The 16,885-nt window shown below is 69.9% G+C and carries 17 protein-coding genes and 1 pseudogene; 6 read left to right on the top strand and 12 right to left on the bottom strand.

Going from position 1 to position 16,885, the window contains the following annotated elements:
- Positions 1-9: 9 nt before the first annotated feature.
- Genes ACMGDM_RS08315 through folE form a run of 3 tightly spaced genes read right to left on the bottom strand, consistent with a single transcriptional unit; the run spans position 10 to position 1,704 of the window.
- On the bottom strand, positions 10-357 hold the full coding sequence (locus ACMGDM_RS08315; protein WP_436803672.1) for a dihydroneopterin aldolase: 348 nt from the start codon (positions 355-357) through the stop codon (positions 10-12).
- Positions 350-1,081 (bottom strand): SDR family oxidoreductase, encoded by a 732-nt coding sequence (locus ACMGDM_RS08310; protein ID WP_436803671.1) that lies wholly within the window; start codon positions 1,079-1,081, stop codon positions 350-352. Before ACMGDM_RS08310 ends, ACMGDM_RS08315 begins: the two co-directional genes overlap by 8 nt.
- Positions 1,078-1,704, bottom strand: a complete 627-nt coding sequence (folE, locus tag ACMGDM_RS08305; protein ID WP_436803670.1) for a GTP cyclohydrolase I FolE — start codon at positions 1,702-1,704, stop codon at positions 1,078-1,080. The genes ACMGDM_RS08310 and folE overlap by 4 nt, the downstream gene beginning before the upstream one ends.
- A gap of 177 nt (positions 1,705-1,881) precedes the next feature.
- Here folE and ACMGDM_RS08300 point away from each other — a divergent pair, with 177 nt between their 5' ends.
- Positions 1,882-2,142 carry an SWIB/MDM2 domain-containing protein gene (locus ACMGDM_RS08300; protein ID WP_436803669.1) on the top strand — a complete coding sequence of 87 codons (261 nt, stop codon included), beginning with the start codon at positions 1,882-1,884 and terminating at the stop codon, positions 2,140-2,142.
- Positions 2,143-2,368: 226 nt separating this feature from the next.
- Entirely contained in the window at positions 2,369-2,818 is a 450-nt protein-coding gene (locus ACMGDM_RS08295) for a hypothetical protein (RefSeq protein ID WP_436803668.1), read from the top strand.
- A 19-nt stretch (positions 2,819-2,837) separates the two neighbouring features.
- Here ACMGDM_RS08295 and ACMGDM_RS08290 read toward each other — a convergent pair whose 3' ends face one another.
- The 4 genes and pseudogenes from ACMGDM_RS08290 to ACMGDM_RS08275 all read right to left on the bottom strand — a co-directional run bounded on the left by ACMGDM_RS08290 (position 2,838) and on the right by ACMGDM_RS08275 (position 6,311).
- A complete protein-coding gene (locus tag ACMGDM_RS08290; RefSeq protein ID WP_436803667.1) occupies positions 2,838-3,890 on the bottom strand; it encodes a zinc-dependent alcohol dehydrogenase in 1,053 nt (350 codons plus the stop codon).
- A gap of 93 nt (positions 3,891-3,983) precedes the next feature.
- A pseudogene (locus ACMGDM_RS08285) lies at positions 3,984-5,009 on the bottom strand (lactonase family protein).
- Positions 5,006-5,722: an SDR family oxidoreductase gene (locus ACMGDM_RS08280; RefSeq protein WP_436803666.1), complete on the bottom strand. Its 717-nt coding sequence runs from the start codon at positions 5,720-5,722 to the stop codon at positions 5,006-5,008. The pseudogene ACMGDM_RS08285 and the gene ACMGDM_RS08280 overlap by 4 nt, the downstream one beginning before the upstream one ends.
- A gap of 1 nt (position 5,723) precedes the next feature.
- Positions 5,724-6,311, bottom strand: coding sequence for a hypothetical protein (locus tag ACMGDM_RS08275; RefSeq protein ID WP_436803665.1), 588 nt, complete (start codon positions 6,309-6,311; stop codon positions 5,724-5,726).
- Positions 6,312-6,354: 43 nt separating this feature from the next.
- Here ACMGDM_RS08275 and ACMGDM_RS08270 point away from each other — a divergent pair, with 43 nt between their 5' ends.
- Entirely contained in the window at positions 6,355-6,861 is a 507-nt protein-coding gene (locus tag ACMGDM_RS08270; RefSeq protein ID WP_436803664.1) for a hypothetical protein, read from the top strand.
- Positions 6,862-7,051: 190 nt separating this feature from the next.
- On the top strand, positions 7,052-7,723 hold the full coding sequence (locus tag ACMGDM_RS08265; protein ID WP_436803663.1) for a cell wall hydrolase: 672 nt from the start codon (positions 7,052-7,054) through the stop codon (positions 7,721-7,723).
- Between the two features lie 87 nt (positions 7,724-7,810).
- Here ACMGDM_RS08265 and ACMGDM_RS08260 read toward each other — a convergent pair whose 3' ends face one another.
- Entirely contained in the window at positions 7,811-9,400 is a 1,590-nt protein-coding gene (locus ACMGDM_RS08260; RefSeq protein ID WP_436803662.1) for a sulfotransferase family protein, read from the bottom strand.
- Between ACMGDM_RS08260 and ACMGDM_RS08255 the strand changes: the two genes are divergently transcribed.
- Entirely contained in the window at positions 9,399-10,706 is a 1,308-nt protein-coding gene (locus tag ACMGDM_RS08255; protein WP_436803661.1) for an amino acid permease, read from the top strand. The two genes, ACMGDM_RS08260 and ACMGDM_RS08255, sit on opposite strands and share 2 nt — an antisense overlap.
- On the opposite strand, the gene ACMGDM_RS08250 is transcribed toward ACMGDM_RS08255, so the two are convergent.
- Positions 10,678-12,291 (bottom strand): phytoene desaturase family protein, encoded by a 1,614-nt coding sequence (locus ACMGDM_RS08250; RefSeq protein WP_436803660.1) that lies wholly within the window; start codon positions 12,289-12,291, stop codon positions 10,678-10,680. The genes ACMGDM_RS08255 and ACMGDM_RS08250 overlap by 29 nt on opposite strands.
- Positions 12,292-12,491: 200 nt before the next feature.
- A complete protein-coding gene (locus ACMGDM_RS08245; RefSeq protein WP_436803659.1) occupies positions 12,492-13,667 on the bottom strand; it encodes an aromatic ring-hydroxylating oxygenase subunit alpha in 1,176 nt (391 codons plus the stop codon).
- A gap of 50 nt (positions 13,668-13,717) precedes the next feature.
- Here ACMGDM_RS08245 and ACMGDM_RS08240 point away from each other — a divergent pair, with 50 nt between their 5' ends.
- The gene (locus tag ACMGDM_RS08240; RefSeq protein WP_436803658.1) at positions 13,718-14,293 is read left to right on the top strand and encodes a TetR family transcriptional regulator C-terminal domain-containing protein; all 576 of its coding nucleotides are present in this window, start codon (positions 13,718-13,720) and stop codon (positions 14,291-14,293) included.
- 180 nt (positions 14,294-14,473) lie between these two features.
- Here ACMGDM_RS08240 and ACMGDM_RS08235 read toward each other — a convergent pair whose 3' ends face one another.
- Positions 14,474-15,880, bottom strand: coding sequence for a M20/M25/M40 family metallo-hydrolase (locus ACMGDM_RS08235; RefSeq protein ID WP_436803657.1), 1,407 nt, complete (start codon positions 15,878-15,880; stop codon positions 14,474-14,476).
- A gap of 120 nt (positions 15,881-16,000) precedes the next feature.
- A complete protein-coding gene (locus tag ACMGDM_RS08230) occupies positions 16,001-16,342 on the bottom strand; it encodes an SWIB/MDM2 domain-containing protein (RefSeq protein WP_436803656.1) in 342 nt (113 codons plus the stop codon).
- Positions 16,343-16,885 lie beyond the last annotated feature (543 nt).

Below are 16,885 nucleotides of genomic sequence, written 5' to 3'. Positions count from 1 at the left end.
CCCTCTTGCTCACCGCCCGCGCACGATCTCGCAGCCAACGCGCGCGTCAGGATAGACGTCGGCCTTGACCGAGCGCACGCGCACCTGCCGCACGCGCGCGTCCGCGAGGCAGAGCGCGGCGACGCGCTCGACCAGCGTCTCCTGCAACGCAAAGCCTTCGGCGGCGAGCGCGCGAATACCGTCGTGCACGCGGTCATAGTCGAGCACCTCGTCGATCGCATCGGCAGTCGGCGCGTGCGGATAGTCGATCGTCAGCCACACCGACAGCAGCACGCGCTGCGGCGCCGCCTCGTGCGGATGGATGCCCAGCCGCATCGCCACCGTCATGTCCTCGATCAGCGTGGTGAACTCAGCCATCGGCGCACCCGGTGAACATCACGTCTCGCGCGCTGCGGCAGAAGCGCTGGCCGGCGTCGACGTAGAGCGTCTGGCCGGTCACGCTTTCCGCCTCGAGCAGATAGACCACCGCGGCGGCGACGTTCTCGGCGCCGACCGGGCGGCGCAGCAGGTTGGCGCGCGAGACCTGGTCGAACTCGGCGTCGCTCTGGTCGCCGCTCGGCAGCGTCAGCCCGGGCGCCACCGCGTTGACGCGGACACGCGGCGCGAACGCCTGCGCCATCAGCTCGGTCGCGCTCGCCAGCGCCGCCTTGGAGAGCGTGTAGCTGAAGAAATCGGGGTTGGGGTTGGCGAGCTTCTGATCGAGCAGGTTGACCACCGCGCGCGCGCCCTCGCGTTTGGCCAGCGCCGCCGCCAGCACCGCGGGCGCGACCGCGTTGACCGCGTGGAGGCGCGCCGCCAGCGCGGCGTCGATCGCCGTGGGCGCGTCATAGGCGAATTGCGACGCGCTGTTGACCAGCGAGTCGACGTCACCGGCGCGATCGAGCAGCGCGCCCAGCGCGGCGGTGTCGGCGAGGTCGCCCTGCACCGTCGTCGTGCCGAGTTCGACGGCGAGCGCCTCGGCGGCGTCGCGCGACCCGCCGTAGTGGATCACCGGAACGTGCCCCGCCGCGGCGAGTGCGCGCGCGATCGCGGCGCCGAGCCGCTTGGCGCCGCCGGTCACCAGTACGCGGCGTGGCGTCACGAGAGACCCATCAGCGCCAGCACTTCCTTGCGGCTGCGATCGTCGTCGCGAAACACGCCCATCATCCGGCTGGTGACCATGCCCACGCCGGGCGTGCGCACCCCGCGCGCGGTCATGCAGGCGTGGCTCGCCTCGATCACCACCGCGACGCCCTGCGGGCGCAGCCCGTTCCAGATACAGTCCGCCACCTCGGCGGTGAGCCGCTCCTGCACCTGCAGCCGCCGCGCGAACCCGTGGAGCACGCGCGCCAGCTTGGAGATCCCGACGACATGGTTGCGCGGCAGATAGGCGATGTGCGCCTTGCCGATGATCGGCGCCATGTGGTGCTCGCAATGCGACTGGAACGGGATGTCCTTGAGCAGCACGATCTCGTCATAGCCGCCCACTTCCTCGAACACGCGCGCGAGATGGAGCTCGGGCTGCTCGTCATAGCCGGCGCAATATTCCTTCCACGCGCGCGCGACCCGCTGCGGCGTATCGCGCAGTCCCTCGCGGGTGGGATCGTCACCGGCCCAGCGCAGCAACGTGCGCACCGCCTCCGCCACCTCGTCGGGGACGGGGATCTTGCCCGTGGGGGCCACCAGATCGCCGTCGTCGGGCGTGGCTCGCATGTCGTTGCTCATCAGTCCTTCCCTAGCCGGCGCGACGGCGGCGATCCAGTGCGCGGCGAACCGTTACGCCGCCGTATCGCAAGCGCGTGACAAGCGCGGCGTGGCAGCGCACAAGCGCGCCGCGTCCGTAACGGCGTCATGTACGAAGCGCAGGACCGCGTCGGTCCGGCGCCAACAGGAAGGAATGACATGGCTACCACCCCCAAGACCGGCGGCATCCACGCGCCCGTCCAGCCCTCGCCCGAGCTCGGCGCCGTGGTCGGCAACGAGAAGCTGCCGCGCAGCCAGGTGATCAGCAAGGTGTGGGAATATATTAAGTCGAACAACCTGCAGAACCCGGAGAACAAGCGCGAGATCGTCGCGGACGAGAAGCTCAAGAAGGTGTTCGGCCGCGACAAGGTGACGATGTTCGAGATGAACAAGTACATTTCGCAGCACGTCAAGGCCTGAGAACCGGGTGCCGGCCCGCGCGGTGCGTGCGGGTTGGCCCAGCAGCGACGCGACGGTCGACACGGTGCGCCGCGCCCGACCCATCGCGGCGGCGGACCGCCGCGATCACACGACGAGGCGGCTAAGATGAGGGATGCTTCCCTCCGCCCAGCCTGAACGTGAAGACTGCTCGGCGCTGGTACCGGTCCGCGGCGACGTTGCGCCTCGGCGGTTCCGCCCGTTCCAAGTGATTGCGGCGGCGGCTGCGCTGGTGGGCGTCGCTGTGGCGATGACGGGTGGCGCGAGCGGCGTGACCGCGCTCGCCGCCGGCGCGTCCGTCATCGCGCTCGCCATCGACCGTCGTCTCGCCCGGGCGCAGGCCGAGGCGCTGGGCGCGCGGCTGATCGCGGAACGCGCGCCCGCGCTCGTCCACGCCTGGGCCGGACACGCGCCCGGCGCGATCGGCGTCGAGACCGGACCGATCATCTCGCAGATCGATCGCTCGACGGCGTATCAGACCGTGACGCTCCTGCCCGCCCAGATCGTAGCGGTGACCGTGCAGCATGGCCTGTTCGCGCACCGCATCCTGCTCCGCTACCGACTCGACCCGTCTGAGGTGGCGCGCCGCGCCCTCATCGGGTTCGGTCGCGACCGCGCCGCCGCGACGGCGCTCGCGGCGCATCTTGATCCGCGCTGACCTCAGCAGGCCGCGCGCGTCAGATCTCGAGCGCGACGAAGATCGCGCCGGTGCGTTCCTTGTCCTGCGCGACGTCGAAGGCCTCGTTGATCCGCTCGAGCGGGAAACGATGCGTGATGAGCGGCTGCGTCCGCAGCACCCCGCGCGCGACCAGCGCCAGCACCTGGCCCTGCTCCGGATCGATGTCGTGGAGCGCGAAGCTGGCGCTCGGCAGCAGGCGGATCTCCGACATCTGGATACGCTGCCACTCGAGCGGGATGGCGATGTCCCCCGCGTCGAAGCCGCCGACGATCACCACCGCGCCGCCGCGCCGCGCCATCCGGGTGGCCCATGGCAGCGTGGTCGGCATCGATTCGCCGCCGGCGCATTCGAACACCACCTCGGCGCCACGCCCGCCGGCGAAGCCCGACACTGCCGCCACCGGATCGTCGCGACCGGCATGCACGACCGCGTCGGCCCCGAGTTCGCGCGCGAGCGCGAGCGAATGGTCGACCGTGTCGACGACGATCGCGCGCGCGCCGCCGGCCTTGGCCAGAATGAGCTGCCCCAACCCGATCGGTCCGGCGCCGATGATCGCGACGGTGTCGCCGATCGACAAGGCCGAGAGATGGTGCGCGAGAAGGCAAACCGAGAAAGTGTCGATCAGCGCGGCATCGTCGAAGCCGACATGGTCGGGCAGCTTGTAGAATTTGTGCTGCGGCCCGACCACGAACTCGGCATAGGCACGCGACACGCTCTTGGTACGCGTGGGGTAGAGATCGGGACAGCGATTATACTGGCGCGCGTGGCACCAGTCGCAACGACCGCAGCCCAGCACCGTCTCGATCACGACGCGGTCGCCCGGCGCCACGCGGGTGACGTCGCGGCCGACCTCGACCACCTCGCCGGCCAACTCATGCCCCATGACATGGCAGGCCAGCTCGGGCTCGTGTTTCTTCCAGTGGCGCAGGTCGGTGCCGCAGATGCCCGCGACCCGCACGCGTGCGCGGACCCAGTCGGCGGCCGGCAATTCGGGCGGGTCGATCTCCGCGATGGTGAAGCGTCCGTCCTCGGTCTTCAGCGCGGCGCGCATCGGATGGCGTCTCCTAAAAGGGGTTCGGAAAAGCGTGTGCGCGCGCGTCGTTGAACCAGGCGGGCGAACGCAGCGTGCGGAGAACGCGCGCGTTCACGGCACTCCCAAGCCACGATCCACGTCGCTCGCCAGGAACGCAGCTCCCGGCACCGCGACCACGCGCGGCCGACCATCCGCGCAGCGCGCGCCGTCGAGGTCGAACACCGCCACCTCGCCGCTCTCCTCGTGCGCGACGAGCACTTCATCGCCGAGCGGCAGCACGAAGCGCGGCGAGCGGCCGCCGCTCGGCACGCGTGCCAGCAGCGAAGGCGTGCCCGCATCGTCGAGCGCGACCGTGAGGAGTCGATCGGTGTTCCGGGTGGTGACGTAGAGCCGGCGCGCATCCTGCGACAGCGCGATCGCGCCGCCGAGCGCGTCGTCGCTGGCCTCGGCCGGGTCGAGCAGCGGCAGGCGCGCGGTAGCGGTCAGCCCGGCGCGGCCGGCAGCCAGCACGGTCAGCTCGGGCACGAGTTCGCTGACGAGATAGCCGAGCGGCAGCGTCGGGTGAAAGGCGAGATGGCGCGGCCCGCTGCCCGGCGGCGCGGCGTAGAGCAGGCGCGGAGGCGCCAGCGTGCCCCGCGCGTCGACGTCGTGGACCACGATCCGGTCGCTGCCGAGATCGACCGCGATCACCTCGCCCGAGCCGGCGAAGCCGACTTAATGCGCGTGCGGCGTGGCCTGGCGCTCGCGATCGGGGCCGCTGCCCTCGTGATCATGCACGTCGCGCCGCGCCGGCAGGCCGCGCGCGTCGAGCGTGAACAATGTGACGCTGCCGCTTTCATAACTGGCGACCGCGAGCAGGCGCTCGTCCGCCGACAGCGCCATATGGCACGGTGCCTCGCCCCCGGTCGGTGCCTCCGCCACCAGCGTCCAGCCGCCCGCCGCGCTGTAGACGCCGATCGTGCCCGCCGCTTCGTCAACCGCATAATGATGACCGAAGCGCGCCGAGGTCAGCACGAACGAGGCATTGGCGATCGGCGCCGCGGCGCCCGTGCGCCACTCACCGCCGTCGACCCGCGAGAGCGCCACCAGCCCCGCGCCGCCCTTCGCGGCATAGGTGCCGACCAGCGCGCGGGTCACGGCAGCTCCTGCACACGCGGCTCGACGCGAAGCGTCACCACGTGCACCCGCGGGGGGCGCGACAGCACGAAGCCGATCGCCTCGGCGATGTCCTCCGCCAGCAGCATTTCGTGGCGCGCGATCTTCGTGCGCTGCTCTTCGGCCGAGCTCTCCTGCATGTCGCTGCCGACCGTGCCGGGTTCGATCAGGCTGACGCGCAGCCCGCGCTCCGCCACCTCCTTGCGCAGCGTCTCGGCGAAGGCGCTCAGCCCTACCTTGGTGGCGGAATAGACACTCTCGCCAAGGGCATGGATGGCGGCGCTGATCGACCCGACGATCACCACCTGCCCGCCATCGCCGAGCCGCGCCAGCGCGGCCCGCGTTGCAGACATCGCGCCGACGAGGTTGACCGCAACGACGTAACGCCATGCGTCCTCGTCCATCTGGTCGATCGTGTCGGCGCCGAGCGCGGCGTTCGAGATCAGCGCGTCGAGACCGCCGAGCCGTTCGTCCGCCGCGGCGAACAAGCGCTCGACGCCGTCGCGCGTGCCGAGGTCGGCGCTGATGCCGTGCACCTCGCCCGGACATTCCTTCATCGTGTCGAGCGCCTCGGCGAGCGCGTCCGGGTCACGCCCCACGATGACGATGCGCGCGCCCTGTTCGGCGAGCAGCCGCGCCGTTGCCCGCCCGATCCCGGTGGTACCGCCGGTGACGATGATCCGTTTACCTCTCATGTCACTCGCTCCAGGTGAGAATTTGTCGACCGCTCGCTGGCACGCGAAAATCGATGCGATCCTTTGCGGCGGACAGCGGGCGGAGCTGGTCGCCGCCGGCGGTGGTCAGCGTTGCGCGTGGCAACGTCGCGCGCTTGGCGCGGATCAGCGCGAGATCGGCGTGGCAGGTCTCGCCGCCGTCGAGCAGGAGCGTGAGGGCGCGATCGCCGGTGCGCTCGATGCCGCGAACGAACAGGTTGCAAAAGACGCGGAAGAGCGCGTCTTCGATGATATGCTGCGAGCGTGACGCGAACACCATCGCCGCACCGCAGCCACAAATCTCCTGTCCGACCTGCCCCGCCTGCTGGCCGTCGCCGTACAGATCCTCGAGCGGGAAGGAGAGTTTGGCATTGATCACGCCGCTCTGGTGCGGCGGCTCCGCGATCACCTCGCGGGGCAGCACGCCCGGATAATAGAACCAAGCGCGATCGAGCGCGTACTTGCAATATTCGCCGACCAGCATGCGCACCGCCGGCTCGAGGTCGGGTCCGCTGTCCGCGAGATAGGCCTCGAACGCGAGGAAGCTGTCGAAACACTCGTAGATCGCCATAGGGCGAGTCGTGCAGGCAGGTCGCGCCGAAGAAGGTGCGATAGTGGCGCGCGTAACCAATGTCCGACTTCCACAATTCGCAATTGTGGAAGAAGCTGGCGAGATAGACGTAGCTTTGCGCGAGATATTGGTCGGCGTTGGTGATGCGCCACAGCCGCATGCACGCGGCCGCGCCCCAGGCGGTGAGATTGGCCTGATATTCGAGGTTGAACCGCATCCCCACCGCGACATCGATGGCGGCACGAGCCTCGTCGAGGAAGCGCTGCTCGCGCGTCAGCTCGTAGCATTGCAGCATCACATAGGCGTACAGCCCGCCGACGTCGGTCTGGCCGAAGCGATCGTCGTTGCGCGCGCGCGTCTTCACGCTGAAGTCGCGCACATCATACATGATCGGCCAGACGTATTTGAAGTGATGCGCCGCGCGAATGCCATAGTCGATCGACGACAGCAGCAGATCACGCGACGCATCGTCGCCGGCAAGCGCCAGGCGGGCGAGATTGAGCAACGGATGGTAGAGATACCAGCTATGGCGGCCGCGGTGAGAACCTGATCGCGTACGGCTGTCGACATGACGAGCGGGGCCTCCTCGCTGCGCCGCTTGGCTGCGTCTTGTTCGGCCCAGTGACATTTGTGTTGCTCGCTTTTCAACTCGCCCTGCGCGAGGCCGGTTGCACGCGGATTGCGCAACCTAGGTTGGCGACGTACTTCCCCGGCGGGCCGCGCTGGCGTAGAGCGCGGCCGTGGCGCAGCGACGCACGACATCTCCCGCGCGACGGCGACCGACGCGGCGACGTGGCGCGCGGCGCGGCGGCGTTCGGCTGCGCTGGCCGGCGGTGGTCGGCCTGTTCGCGCTCGCGGCGTTGACGTTCGGCTGGCTCGATCGCTGGCAACCGCGCGCGCCGCGCCGTACCGCGCTGCCGCTCGACGCGGCCGCGGCGCGCGCCTCGAACGAGGCCTTTCCGCTTCACGCCGAGCGCCGCCGTCGCGCCGCGCGATACCATTTCCGCGGCGGCGAGGCGGCGCGCGCGCAGGCGGTGGAATGCCTCGCCACCGCGGCGCTCTATGAGGCCGGGAGCGACCGGCGCGGGCAGCGCGCGGTGATGCAGGTGATCCTCAACCGCGTCCGCGCGCCGGGCTATCCCAAGACGATCTGCGGCGTGGTGTATCAGGGATCGGCGCGCGATACCGGCTGCCAATTCTCCTTCACCTGCGACGGCTCGGTGGCACGCCGCCCGGTGCGCGGCGGCTGGAGCGGCGCCCGGCGGCTGGCGCGACGCGCGCTCGCCGGCGAGGTCGACGCCGAGGTGGGCCGTGCGACGCATTACCACACCGACTGGATGGTGCCCTATTGGCGCAATTCGCTGGTGAAGGTGGCGCGCGTCGGGACGCATCTGTTCTACGTGCGGACATGACGGCGTCGGCGCGGACGTCGCCGCCTGCGACCCTGGGCTCCCGCTTGCGCGGGAGCACGGTTCAGCCTTGGGGAGATCAGGCCCTAGCTAGCCCGGCACCGCCGGATATACCGTCGCCACCTTGCCCAGCGCCGCCTCAAGCGGACCGAGATGCGCGGCGAACGGGCGCCAGGCGCGGTCGCCGCCGCGGAAGAGCGGCTGGCGCACCTGCTCGGACGAGGCGGTGCGCACCGCGCGCTCGGTCGCGTGGAAGCTGAGGCACGCGTCCTCAAAGTCGAGCCCGCACGCCGCCAGCAGCGCGCGGATCATCGGCTCGGGCGCGTCGACCAGCTCCTCGTGGATCACGCGGTGCACCGCGCCGGGCTGGACCGCGTCGACGTGCGCCATCAGCCGCACATAGTCGCGATAGTAGCGCGCCATGTCGGTAAGGTCGTAGCTGAACCCCTGCCCGCGCGCGAAATGCTGCTTGTAGTTGGAGAAGCAGCAGGCGCGCGGCTCTCGGCGCGCGTCGATGATCGTGGCGTTGGGCAGGATCAGCCGGATCAGCGGCACGTGCGCCCAGTTGTTGGGCAGCTTGTCGACGAAGAACGGCCGGTCCGTACGGCGCTGCACCGCGGCGCGGCGCAGATATTCCTCGCCCAGCTCGCGCGCGCGCTCGGCGGTGAGTGAGGCCAGGCCGCTCGGATAATCCGAGATCCGGCGCGCCATCGCCGGCAGATCGGGCAGTTCGGTCGTCCCCTCGACCTGGCTGTGCGAGGCGAGGATCTGCTCGACCAGCGTCGAGCCCGCGCGCGGCATGCCGAGCACGAAGATCGGATCGCGCGCCGGGCAGCCCCAGCCGGCCCGCGCCGCGAAGAAGTCGGGCGTGGCGAGCGCGACACTGGCGTCGACGAAGGCCGCGGTGGCATCGGCGTCGTAGACGAGGCCGCGCCGCCGCAGCGCGTTGCCCGCGGCATAATGCGCGAAGGCGCGATCGGCGTCGCCGCGCTCCTCCCACGCCTTGCCGAGCGCGAAGTCGAGGTGGAAGCGGTCCTCGTCCTCGCCTGCCTCGGCCAGCGCGCGCTCCATCGCAGCGACGTCGGCATCGTCGAAGCGCACCGTCTTGAGGTTGGCGAGGCTCCACCATGCCTCGCCGAGCACGGGGCGCAGCGCGATCGCGCGGCGATAGGCGGCGACACCCTCGGCCTGGCGCCCCACCGTCTTCAACATATGGCCGAAGCTCATCCACACCTTGGGCTGCGCGGGGGCGGCGGCGAGCACGCGCTCGTAGAGCGCGATCGCCTCGTCGAAGCCGCCGAGCCGCCCCAGCGCCGCGGCCTTGAGATTGGCGTGGCCGAGATGCTCGGGCTCGACCGCGAGCAACGCGTCGAGCTCGGCCAGCGCCTCGGTCGGGCGGTTCTGGCGATAGAGCACGATCGCGAGATTGGCGCGCGCCGCGGTGAAGCCCGGCGCCAGCTCCAGCGCGCGGCGCAGCAGCGTCTCGGCGTCGCGGTTGCGCCCGAGCCGCCCCGCCAGCTCGGCGAGCATGCGGATCGCGCGCGCGTCGAACGGATCCCGCTTAAGATAGTGGCGGAGCAGCGGCTCGGCGACGTCCAGGCGATTGTCGTGGAGCGCCAGCGCGGCGTCGACTAGCAGGGGCGGCAGACGCCGGGGTTCGCGGACAGACACGAGGGACATGGAAGACCGAGACAATCACGCCGAGGCCGCGCGATCAAGCCGCGCGCTCACCTTCTGGGGCCTGCTGGCGCTGGTGATGGGCAATCTGATCGGCTCGGGCATCTACCTGCTGCCCGCGACGCTGGCGCCACTGGGTGCCAATGCCACGCTCGGCTGGGTGGTGACGATCGCGGGGGCGATGACGCTGTCCTTCGTGTTCGCGCGGCTCGCCGCGGCGATCCCGCGCGCCGGCGGGCCTTACGCTTATGCCGATGCCGCCTTCGGCCCGGTGATCGGCTTCGCCACGGCGTGGAGCTATTGGACGCTCGTCTGGGCGGGGAACGGCGCGGTGGCGGTGGCGGTGGTGAGCGCGCTTAGCCTGGCCGTCCCCACGCTGGCGCCGCACGCCGCGATCGCCGCCGTGGTGCTGGTATGGCTGGCGGTGCTGGTCAACATTCGCGGCGTCGACCTCGCGGTGCGGCTGCAGATGGCGACGATGGTGATCAAGCTGGTGCCGCTCGCCGCAGTCGTGCTGCTCGCCGCCTGGCTGCTGCTGACGCGCGGCACGGCGGTGTCGCATGAGGTTGCGGTGCCGCTGACGGTGACGGGCACCGCGGGTGCGGCAGCGCTGACCTTCTGGGGTTTTCTCGGGGTCGAGTCGGCGACGGTGCCGGCCGATCGCGTCGCTGACGCACGGCGGATCGTCCCTCGCGCGACGCTGGTCGGCACCGCCGCGGTAGGCGTCATCTATCTCATCGTGTCGAGCGCGATCACCGCGCTGATGCCGCGCGCCACCGTCGCCGCCTCGCCCGCGCCGATCGCGGCGTTCCTCGGCATCGGCTTCGGCAGCGGCGTCGCGCAGGTCGTCGCGCTGTTCGCAGCGGTCAGCGCGCTCGGCACGCTCAACGGCTTCGTGCTGCTCCAGGGCGAGGTGCCGCGCGCCATGGCGCAGGGCGGCGTCTTCCCGCGCTGGTTCACGCGCGAGACCGCGCAGGGCACGCCGGCGCGCGCGCATGTCGTCGCTGGGCTGCTCGTCACCGCGGTGACCCTCGCCAACTTCACGCGCGGCATGGGCGACCTGTTCGCCTTCGTCGCCTCGGTGTCGCTCGCCGCGGGCATGCTCGCCTATCTCGCCAGCGCGCTCGCTGCCGTAAAGCTGCTGCGCGACGACCCCGTCGCGCGCGTCGTGGGCGTGATCGCGGCGGTGTTCGTCGGCTGGCTGTCCTACGGGCTCGGCGCGGAGGCGAACGGCTGGGCGCTGGTGCTGCTGCTCGCCGGCGTGCCGGTCTATCTCGCGGTCAGGCGCGGCGGCGCCACCGCGCGCTGAGCTTGCGGTCGGCGAGGATGGCGTGCGCGGCATTGTGGCCGGGCGCGCCGGTCACCCCGCCGCCCGGGTGCGCGCCCGAGCCGCACATGTAGAGGCCGCGGATCGGCGCGCGATAGTCGCCGTGGCCGAGCACCGGGCGCGCCGACCACAATTGGTCCAGGCTCATCCGCCCGTGGAAGATGTCGCCGCCGATCAGCCCGAACTTGCGCTCGAGATCGAGCGGCGAGTGGATCTGGCGCGCGATCACGCTCGCCCTAAAGTTGGGGGCGTGCGCGGTGACGGTGTCGATGATGTGGTCGGCGACCTCCTCGCGCACCTCGTCCCAGCTCCGTCCGTCCGGCAGTTCGGGCGCGAACTGCTGGCAGAACAGGCTGGCGACGTGCTGCCCAGGCGGGGCGAGGCTGTCGTCGACCGTGCTCGGGATCTTCATCTCGATGATCGGCTGGCGCGACCAGCCGTGGACGCGCGCGTCGTCATGGGCGCGGTCCATATAGTCCATGCCCGGCGCGATGATGATCCCGGCGGTGTGGTGCTCGGCGCGCTCGCGCCCGGGCAGCACGGTGAAGTCGGGCAGCTCGCTTAGCGCCACGTTCATCCGGAAGGTGCCCGAGCCGGTCTTGAATCCGGCGATGCGGCGGCGGAAATCCTCCGGCAGCTCGTGGCCGGCGACCATCTGGCGGTACAGCATAGCCGGGCCGACATTGGCGGCGACGATCGGCGCTGCGAACTCCTGGCTGCTCTCCAGCACCACGCCCGCGGCGCGTCCGCCGTCGACCAGCACGCGCGCGACCGGCGCGTCCACGCTGATCTCGACGCCCTCGGCGAGGCACGCCGCCGCCATCGCCTGGGTGATCGCGCCCATGCCGCCGACCGAATGGCCCCAGGCGCCGTACTTGCCGTTCACCTCGCCGAAGACGTGGTGGAGCAGCACATAGGCCGAGCCCGGCGTCGACACCCCGGCGTAATTGCCCACCACCGCGTCGAAGGCGAAGGCGGTCTTGACGTGATCGTCCTCGTACCAGCCGTCGAGGAAGTCGCGCGCCGATTTGGTGAAGACGTCGAGCAGGTCGCGCTGGGCAGCGATGTCGAGCTTGGCGAGCGGCCACGCCTGGCGCGCCGCACTGACCAGCTCGAGCAGCCCGCCGCCGGCGTTGGGCGGGATCTCGAGCGCGAGGTCGCGCAGCACCTGCGCGACGCGCTCGAGCGCGGCGTCATAGGCGGGGTACGCGTCGGCGTCGCGCTGGCTGAAGCGCGCGAACTGCGCCTGGGTGCGCTGCGTCCCCCCGCCGAGCGTGAGATAGGTGTCCGGGAAGGGAAAGAAGTTGCTGATCGTGCGCTCGATGATGCGATAGCCGCGATCGTGCAGCTTCATGTCCGCGATCACCTTGGGGCGCAGCAGGCTGACGGTGTAGCTGGCGGTGGAGTTGCGGAAGCCGGGGTGAAACTCCTCGGTCACCGCGGCGCCGCCGACGACGTGGCGGCGTTCGAGAACGCGCACCTTGAGGCCCGCGCGCGCGAGATAGAAAGCGCAGACCAGGCCGTTATGCCCTCCGCCGATGATGATCGCGTCGTAGCGCTGTGTCATGGTGCCCCCTTGTTCGTGTCCCCGGACGTGTTCGCCCCACCCCTTCCGCACCTCACTGGCGTCACCCCGAACTCGTTTCGGGGTCCACCGTCCCGCACATTCAGGTGCGTCGGCTCTCGCGGCACAGTGGATCCTGAAACGGGTTCAGGATGACGGCAGCGGGTGGGGTGAACGGCGCCCGCCTCAACCTCCCCAGCCCCTCACACCCCGCGCACGCGCCGCGACCAGCCCGGCGGCGGGGCGCGGTGCTGGCGCGCCTCGGGGATGCGCTCGCGGATCTTGGCGGCGAAGCTGCGCAGGCACACCTCGCTCGCGCCGATCGGCCCGGCGGTGTAGCTCGACGACGCCATCCCCTGCTGCACGCGTTCGATCAGCCAGGTGTCCTCGGCGTTGACGGTACGGTTGATGCGCCAATTGGCATAGCGCACCAGCTTCATCTCGCGGCGCTCGTCAGGCAGCGCGAAGCACATCTCGCGGAGCAGGCTGGTGGTCGGCGTCAGCGGCAGCCACTGCATGAAGTCGATCTGGTCGGCGTAAAGGTCGAATGCCATGTTGGGCCACAGCTTGTAATAGAGCCAGCGCCGCTGGCTCGCCTCGGGCAAATGATCGACGCGCGGCAGATGCGTCTGGTAGAAGCGCTCCCACAAGTCGCTCGATGGCCGATCGACCAGCTCGCCCGACATGCGATCGACCCAGCCCGCCGCCTCGATCGCGTAGCTCTTGCCGAACAGCCGCGTCAGCCCGTCGTGCGCGACCGGGATGTGGAGGTTGTCGGAATAATTGTCGCCGACGTTCTTCCAGTTCACCCGCCGCTCGCGCTCGCGCACGTCCGACAGCCGCCGCATGTCCTCGAAGCGGTACGGCGCCACCTCGGCGTCATAGGGCGCCATCATCGCCGCGACGCTCGGCCCGCCGTCGTCCTCCAGCCGGACAAAGACGAAGCCGCGCCAGATCTCGACCTCGACCGCGGCGAGCCCGTTCTCCTCGATCCGGAGCGCAGGATAGTCGCCTTTCATCGGCACGCCCGACAGCCGCCCGTCGAGTTCGTACACCCAGGCGTGGTACGGGCAGACCAGCTTGCGCGCGCACCCGCTCGCCCCTTCCACCAGCCGCATCGCGCGATGACGGCAGACGTTGTGGAAGGCCCGCACGATCGTGTCCGCGCCGCGCACCACGAAGACCTGCTCGCCGAGATAGGCGAGCGTGCGCCAGGCGCCGGCTTCGCCCAGATCGCTCTCGTGGCAGACGATCTGCCACGACGGCCGGATCACGCGCGCGCATTCGACATCGAAATACTCCGCATCGGTGTAGAGCCAAGCCGGCAGGCTCCAATCCGCATCGGGATCGGCATAAGGCAGATCGGACGAGCGATGCATCGGAGGTCCTCCCGCGTGATTGTTGCACGAACGTATAACAGGAGCCGATGGTGAGCAAGCGTGCGGCGCCCGAGACCCGCCGTGCCGAACTGGTCGAGGCTACCGCTCGCGTGCTGGCGAGCCACGGCGTCGCGGGCGCGTCGGTGCGCGTGATTGCGGCCGCCGCGGGCGTGTCGCCCGGGCTGGTGACGCATCATTTCGGCGGCGTCGAGCGGCTGGTCGAGGCGACATATGATCATGTCGCGGCCCGGGTGAGCGAGGCGCTCGATGCGGCGGTCGCGCAAGCGGGCGACGCGCCGCGCGCGCGGCTCGCGGCCTATCTCGACGCCAGCTTCGCGCCCCCGATCGCCGATCCGGCGCTGCTCGCCACCTGGATCGGCCTCTGGAGCCTCGCGCAGAGCGGCGCGGCGATGCAGGCCAGCCACGAGCGCCATTATGCCGGCTATCGCGCGCGCCTAGAGGCGTTGCTGGCGGAGGCGGGCGTGGCGGCATCGAGACGACGGCTGGCAGCGATAGGACTGACCGCGCTGGTCGACGGGCTGTGGCTCGAGCTGTGCCTGTCGCCGGGTAGCTTCACCCCGGCCGAGGCGCGCGAGGTGGTGGCAGGGTATCTGGCCGGGGTGTGAACTGCCTGCCGCACTCGGTCCGAGTAACGATGCCGGCGCGTTCGCGACGCTGCCCTCGCGCGCTCGTGGGACCGTCCTCCCCGCCGGCGTCACGGGACCCGCGATTGCCTCCCTACGCGGCGGAGACCGGGTTCAATGAGGCGGCGTTCGTGCGCGTCAGCCGCCTCGCTCCATGGCAGGCTATTTCGCCAGGTCGCCGAACAGCGACACGTAATAGCGGATCCCCGGCGCGATGTTGCGGACCTCGGTGCGCTCGTTGAGCCCGTGGCTGAAGTCGTCGGATTCCTTTATAAAGGTCGGGCTCGCGCCATAGCTCGGCACATGGTGGTAGCGGAACCACATGCTGTCGCTCGCGCCCGCCGACATGCTCGGGAACACGGGCACGCCGGGCCATGCCTTGCCAGCCGCTTTAGTCACCGCCGCGACGAAGTCGGCGCGCATCGGCGACGCGTCGTTGGGCACCGAGCCCTCGCTCACGTCGCGGATCGTCAGCGCGGGCTCGGCCGCCACCTGACGCAGCGTCGCCATGACGTCGGCGGGCTTCACGCCCGGGAAGATGCGGCAGTTGATGTTGGCGGTGGCACGCTGTGGCAGCGCGTTGAGCGCATGCCCGCCGGACACCATCGTCGACACGCAGGTGGTGCCGATCTGCCCGACATAGGCGGGGTCGGCGGCGAGCACCGCAATGGCCTTCTCGTCCCGCGGGTTTTCGGCGAAGGCGCGCATCGCCGCAGCCAGTTCACCGCTCTTCTGCTTCGCCGCCTCGCGGAAGAAGGTACGCGTCACCTCGGAGGTCTGCGGGGTGAAGCGATACTGGCCGATCCGCACCAGAGCGGCGGACAGCTGATTGATCGCATTCTGCGGGCGTGGCGCGGAACTGTGCCCACCGGGGTTGGTGACGGTGAGTTCGAAATCCGCGTAGGTCTTCTCCGCGCCGTTCCAGGTGAAGAACTGCGGTTTGCCATCCTCCCCGAAGCGCCCGCCCCCGCCGTCGATATTGATCACCAGCTCGGCGTTCTTGAACTGCTCGGCGATGAGCGCGCTGGTCTTCATCCGCGTCTCCTCGTCGCCGGAAAATTCCAGCACGATGTCGCGGCGCGGGCGGAAGCCGTCGCGCTTCATCTTGAGCAGCGCAGTGATCGCCACCGCCGCGTCCAGCTTCATGTCGGTGGCACCGCGGCCGTATAGATAGCCGTTCTCCACCACCGGGGTGAACGGGTCGCGTTGCCAGTCGGCCGGCTTGGCCTCGACCACGTCGATATGCCCGGAGACCACCAGCGGCTTGGCGGCCGGATCGCTGCCACGCCACCGCGCGACCAGATAGGCGGTGTCATCGACGGGCGTGATCGACACGTCATCCGCGGCAAAGCCGCCCGCGACGAGCACCGACTTGAGATAGGCCGCGAGTTGCGGGGTCTGATTGCCTGCCCCGGCGACGCTGCGGAACGCGATCGCGCGTTGGGCGATCTCGAGTGCCTGGGCGTCCGAGCCGATCGCGGCGCGCTGGGCGGCGACCGGCTGCACTGCGGCGGACAGCATCGTCAGCGCGAGCGTACCACCGAGAAGAAGTTTGCGCCCGAATGCCATGCCCGATGCCCTTGTCGTTGAACGACGAAGCGTATCGCACGTCGCGGCGGGCGCAAGCATGTTCGCGACGCGGGGCGCACGCGATCGCCGATGCGACGGCGCGCGCCCGCGTGCGGCAGTTCAGGCCTTCTTGGCGCTCAAGTGCGCGCTCAGATGCTTGTTCATCTCGAACATGCTCGCCGACTTCTTGCCGAAAATCTTCTGCAGCTTGTCGTCGGCGTTGATCTGACGCCGGTCCTTGGCATCCTGCAAATCGTTCTTCTTGATATATTCCCACACTTTGCTGACGACCTCGCTGCGCGGCAGGTCGTTCTTGCCGACGATCTCGGCCAGCTCGGGTGAGGGGGTGACCGGCGCGGTGATGCCGCCACGTGCGCCGCCGGTGGCCTTGCCGGTGGCCTTGACCTTCTTCTCGGCCGCGGCGGTTTCGTCCTTGCCGCGCTTCTCCGCTGATCGTGCCATCACACTCTCCTCTTTCCCGCAGAATTGGTTCAGACGGCGCACGGCCGATGCTCTGCACGCCTACTCTGCCCTCGGAGCGAACGCCGCTGCAAGTGAAACGATGCGTCGCGCCTCCCCGCTGCGCGCGTTTGACGCGATAATCGCGTCTTTGTCGGTGAAGGCGGGCTGGATCGGCGGCCCCGCAAGGTAAGTTGACGATTGTGGGCGGAGATTGGCCGAGCGCGCCGGAGGCCGGCACCCGGCGTGATACGACGATCTGGGCCGAGTTCGAGCACGAGCAGCACGGCCCAAAGGCTCTCCTCCGGGAGGAGGTCTCTAGAGCGTCCGCGTCAATGCAACTGAACCTGCGGTGTCGCGCAGAGCCATTCGGGCATCATAGCGAAGGTAGGAGCTTCGAGACTGCCACATCTCAGTGCGACGCTCAGCGTCTCACAGACCGCATATCGCTGGTGGTGAGAGGGACAACTGTGAATGGGTTCTGTATTTGCATGACGGGACACGCGGGCTTCAATGCCTGGCGGCGACCTACTCTTCCACTGCTTA

The organism is Sphingomonas larreae (assembly GCF_051400595.1).
GTDB lineage: Bacteria > Pseudomonadota > Alphaproteobacteria > Sphingomonadales > Sphingomonadaceae > Sphingomonas.
Note: the sequence above shows the minus strand (reverse complement) of the source record. Positions and strands in the feature narration are given on the sequence as shown.